The organism is Amycolatopsis kentuckyensis (genome assembly GCF_002155975.1).
In the GTDB taxonomy this organism is placed as follows: domain Bacteria; phylum Actinomycetota; class Actinomycetes; order Mycobacteriales; family Pseudonocardiaceae; genus Amycolatopsis; species Amycolatopsis kentuckyensis.
The window spans coordinates 1-3,824 of sequence record NZ_MUMI01000603.1 but is presented as its reverse complement, the minus strand read 5'-3'; the positions used below and the strand labels follow the sequence as shown (position 1 = coordinate 3,824).

The window sequence follows — 3,824 nt, the reverse complement described above, 5'->3', positions numbered from 1 at the left end:
CCGCCGCGCACCTGTCCGTGCTCGCCGGACTGGCGGCGGCCGGCACGGCGCTGATCAGGAACAGCCGCAGCGACCCCGAAATCAGCAGGCGCCACATCCTCGGGCTCATGATCAACAAGTACCCGCGGCGGGCCGCCGTCAACCGGTGCCCGGGCAACGGCCCGGTCACGTTCACCCACGGGGGTGGTGCGCCGCCCGGGTGAACGTGCCCGCGCCGGAAAGCGCGCCGCGGCGGCGCGGGCGCTTCGGTGATTTCGACGCGTTCGACAGCGGCGGTCGCGTGAGTTTTCGCCCGGAATCGTTGTGGCGCAATGCGGTCGTTGTCAACACAACGCCAACAAGATTCGGCGATTACCCGGATGGCGGAAAAGGAAACCGCGGGATAACGATCCGTTTGCCGGAGCGTGATCGACTGGACATCGGCGGTGGCGCTGGCGACCATTGACCTCCGTGTGTGGAAGGGGAGGGGAACGGTGAGTCTCAGTGCGGCGGACGTGGTCGGCGAACTCAAGGTCCTGCGCAAAGGGAGGGCAATTTTCACGACACCGCTCGCGGACCGGATCGGCCCCGCATTGCGCTCCACTTGCGGCATTGTCGAAGATGACGGAACCGTGGAGATGCGGCGTAAGCTGTCCGATCGATTGCGCCCGCTCGTCGAGTCGCTGCCGGACGATCTGAAGATCGCTCTGCTCGCCGCATTCGCGCTCGAGGAGCGGGCGCGGAAACCGTTCTACCAGGAACGGGTGCACTGGGCGGCGATCACGCTCGACCGCGACGACCGGACGGTCCGGCGGCGGATCGACGAGGGAATCGAGCAGATCGCCGCGCTGGCCGTCGCGGCGGCCGTGCCGGCGCCCCGGCACTATCCGGGCCGCGGCTGGCACACCGAAGAACTGCGCGTCACGCTGGCTCTCGATCAGCCGGTGCCGGAGGCGTTCGAATTCCGCCGGGTGGTCGCCGACGCCGACGAAATCGCCGTGCTGGACCTGGCGCTGACGTTGCCGGTGACCGGCGAATCGGGCGTTTCGGTACACGAGTCCGATCTCGGAGTCGACGTGTTCCACGGCGGCGTGCTAACGCACCGGGTGATGGAATCGAGCGACCGGATCGGGCTGGAGTTGCGGCTGCCGGAGCCGTTGCGCCGCGGCGCGCGGCACGAGGTCGGGCTGCGATTCCGGGCGAACCTCCGGGAACCGCGTTACCTCTGCGTGCCGCGGCACCCGTGCGATGTTTTCGATCTGCACGTCCGGTTCGGTGAACACGTGCCGAAGCGGATCGAGCGTCAGGAAAAGGTTTCACCGTCCGACCACCGGTCGCGAATCGGTGCGGCCCTGTCGGCCGACGACGCCGGCGAGGTGCACGTCCGGTTCCGGGACCTCGCCCCGGGCTTCGCCTACGGAATCCGCTGGGCTTGATCTTCCGGTTTCTGTCCACTGTTTGTCCCGTGCCCCGCCGGTGCTCGGCGGCCGTTTCGGCCGGGTCGTGAACGATTAACGGACAATAGCTGGACAACCACCAGCACTCTGCAACGTTGCTGGTCAGCGCCTCGATTACGCCATATGTCGGACCGGGGACGTCCAGGCACCACACTGTCCGTTGTGGACGGACCCTCCCGGTGGCGGGCACGAGGAGGGCGCGTGGAAACCATGATCGCGGAGGCGGCGGAGGCCGTCGACGGCTACACGGTGCTGGAGGATTCGCCGAGGCCGGAGGGCGGCCTGGCCAAGGAGCGGCTCGACCCGGTGGTGGCGGCGGCGCGCGACGGCGACCCGGACGCGCTCCAGGCGCTGCTGCGGCTGATCAAGCCGACGGTGGTGCGCTACTGCCGGGCGCGGATCGGCGGGCGGGACCTGTCGTACCTTTCGGCCGACGACGTCGCCCAGGAGGTGTGCCTGGCGGTGCTGAAGGTGCTGCCGAACTACCAGGACCGCGGGGGCTCGTTCCTGTACCTCGTGCGCGCGATCGCGGCGAACAAGGTCGCCGACGCGTTCCGCTCGGTGGCCAGGGACCGGTCGAAGCCGGTGCCGGAGCTGCCGGACCGGCCACTGGGCGGCAACGAGCCGGAGAACCACGTCCTCGAGCTCGACCTGGGCGCCCGGCTGGGCCGGTTGCTGGCCGCGCTGCCCCCGTTGCACCAGGACATCCTGTCGCTGCGGATCGTCGCGGGCCTGTCGGCGAACGAGACGGCGGAGGCGCTGGGCATCTCCGCCGGCAACGTCCGCATCACGCAGTTCCGCGCCCTGACGAAGCTGCGCGGCATGATCGGCGAGCTCTAGGCGTCACTCGAGCCATTCGGTGATGAAGTGGTCGCTTTCGTGGATGTGCACGGCCTCGTAGACCCCGGGGCCGAGCACGGCGAACTTGTGCGGCGTGCCGGCCGGGACGACGAGCACGTCCCCGGGCCCGCCGTCACGCTGCTCGTCGCCGACGGTGAACCGCGCCCGCCCGCGGATGATCACGAACGTTTCGGTGTAGGGGTGCCGGTGCAGCCGCGGCCCGGAGCCGACGACGTCCGTGCTTTCGCGGATGACCGAGACTCCGGACCCGACGTCGCGTCCTTCGAAATTCTCGCTGTCGCTCACCAGGCCAGGGTAGCGCTCAGGGGCTGGTCACGACCTTGCGAAGCTGGCCGAGCGCCCGGTGCTGGGCGACCCGGACGGCGCCCGGCGTCGAGCCGACCGCGGCGGCGGTCTCCTCGGCGGACAGGCCGACGACCACGCGCAGCACGACGATTTCGCGTTGCCTGCGCGGCAGCACGCCCAGGAGGTTCGCCATCCGCTCGCGAAGTTCGCGCCGGAGCGCGTGGTGCTCGGGATCGGACGACGAGTCGGGCGCATCGGGCAGTTCGGCAACCGGCTCGGCCGTCCGCGCGGCGGCCTTCCGCGCGGCCGCGACCTTGGTGCGGGCGATGTCGCAGACGAAGTCGGGCAGCGGACGTTCCGGCGGCCGCCGCGGCAGGGCTTGGATGAGGGCCACGCAGACGTCTTGGGCGACGTCGTCGGCGGAGTCGGGGTCCAGCCGGGCGCGGCAGTAGCGCACCACGAGCGGCCTGGCTTCGGCCAGCAGGTGGTCCGAGGTGGTGGTCATGGTTTCCCTCCGTGCGGGGGAACTACCCCCACACCACGGAGATGGACCCGCCCGGCGCGGATTCCCGGCTATTTCCGGGAAGGCCGGGGAAGCGGCGACGATCCCTTGATCGACGGGGGAGATGACCTAGTCCTGCGCGGTCGGCGCGCTCGGGCCGCACCCCGGCGGCCGGGTAGGGCTGTCACGCGCGGGCTCCGATCGACACCTCCGGCCGTGCGAACGCCACCGGCACCGCACTTGCCGGCATCCCGGCCGCCGGCCGCGTCCGCTGCCGACGCCGCCGGCTTGGTCGACTGGTCGGTGTCGGTCGATTCCACGATCGCCCGGGCGCATCAGCACGCCACCAACATCACCCGCCGCACAGGGGGCTGGGTCGAGCTACACGGATCTGCTGGCCGAGCCGCCTGACCACGCCATCGGCCGCTCCCACGGCGGCTGGAGCACCAAAGTGCACCACCTCGTCGACGGCAACGGCCGGCCGCTGGTGATTCTGGGCGGTCCCGGGCAGGTCGGTGACGCGCCGATGTTCCCGCACCTGATGCGGCACCTGTGCATCCGTCGAGCCGGGCGTGGTCGAGCCCGCACCAGGCCCGACCGTGTCCGCGGCGACAAGGCCTACTCCTCGAGGGCGATCCGCGGGCATCTGCACGATCGCGGTATCACCGCGGTGATACCCGAACCGGCGGATCAGGCCGGGCACCGCAAGCGCCGCGGTTCCCGCGGCGGCCGCTCACCCG

Annotated in this window: 7 protein-coding genes; 5 read left to right on the top strand and 2 right to left on the bottom strand. The window is 70.6% G+C overall.

Annotated features, from left to right (window positions below; genetic code table 11):
• The 4 genes from CCN39_RS50445 to shbA all read left to right on the top strand — a co-directional run.
• The coding region (locus tag CCN39_RS50445) for a hypothetical protein (protein WP_158104605.1) at positions 1-203 on the top strand (203 nt) is incomplete at its 5' end.
• On the top strand, positions 200-445 hold the full coding sequence (locus CCN39_RS49795; RefSeq protein WP_143264377.1) for a hypothetical protein: 246 nt from the start codon (positions 200-202) through the stop codon (positions 443-445). The genes CCN39_RS50445 and CCN39_RS49795, both read left to right, overlap by 4 nt.
• The gene (locus CCN39_RS43395; protein ID WP_244211276.1) at positions 405-1,415 is read left to right on the top strand and encodes a hypothetical protein; all 1,011 of its coding nucleotides are present in this window, start codon (positions 405-407) and stop codon (positions 1,413-1,415) included. The genes CCN39_RS49795 and CCN39_RS43395 overlap by 41 nt, the downstream gene beginning before the upstream one ends.
• A gap of 231 nt (positions 1,416-1,646) precedes the next feature.
• Positions 1,647-2,276, top strand: coding sequence for an RNA polymerase sigma factor ShbA (shbA, locus tag CCN39_RS43390; protein WP_167455360.1), 630 nt, complete (start codon positions 1,647-1,649; stop codon positions 2,274-2,276).
• 3 nt (positions 2,277-2,279) lie between these two features.
• On the opposite strand, the gene CCN39_RS43385 is transcribed toward shbA, so the two are convergent.
• Positions 2,280-2,582, bottom strand: a complete 303-nt coding sequence (locus CCN39_RS43385) for a cupin domain-containing protein (protein WP_086852478.1) — start codon at positions 2,580-2,582, stop codon at positions 2,280-2,282.
• A gap of 16 nt (positions 2,583-2,598) precedes the next feature.
• Positions 2,599-3,087, bottom strand: a complete 489-nt coding sequence (locus CCN39_RS43380) for a sigma-70 family RNA polymerase sigma factor (RefSeq protein WP_086852476.1) — start codon at positions 3,085-3,087, stop codon at positions 2,599-2,601.
• Positions 3,088-3,535: 448 nt separating this feature from the next.
• Here CCN39_RS43380 and CCN39_RS51370 point away from each other — a divergent pair.
• Positions 3,536-3,824, top strand: a 289-nt coding sequence (locus CCN39_RS51370; RefSeq protein ID WP_208630639.1) for a transposase, incomplete at its 3' end; no start/stop codon positions are given.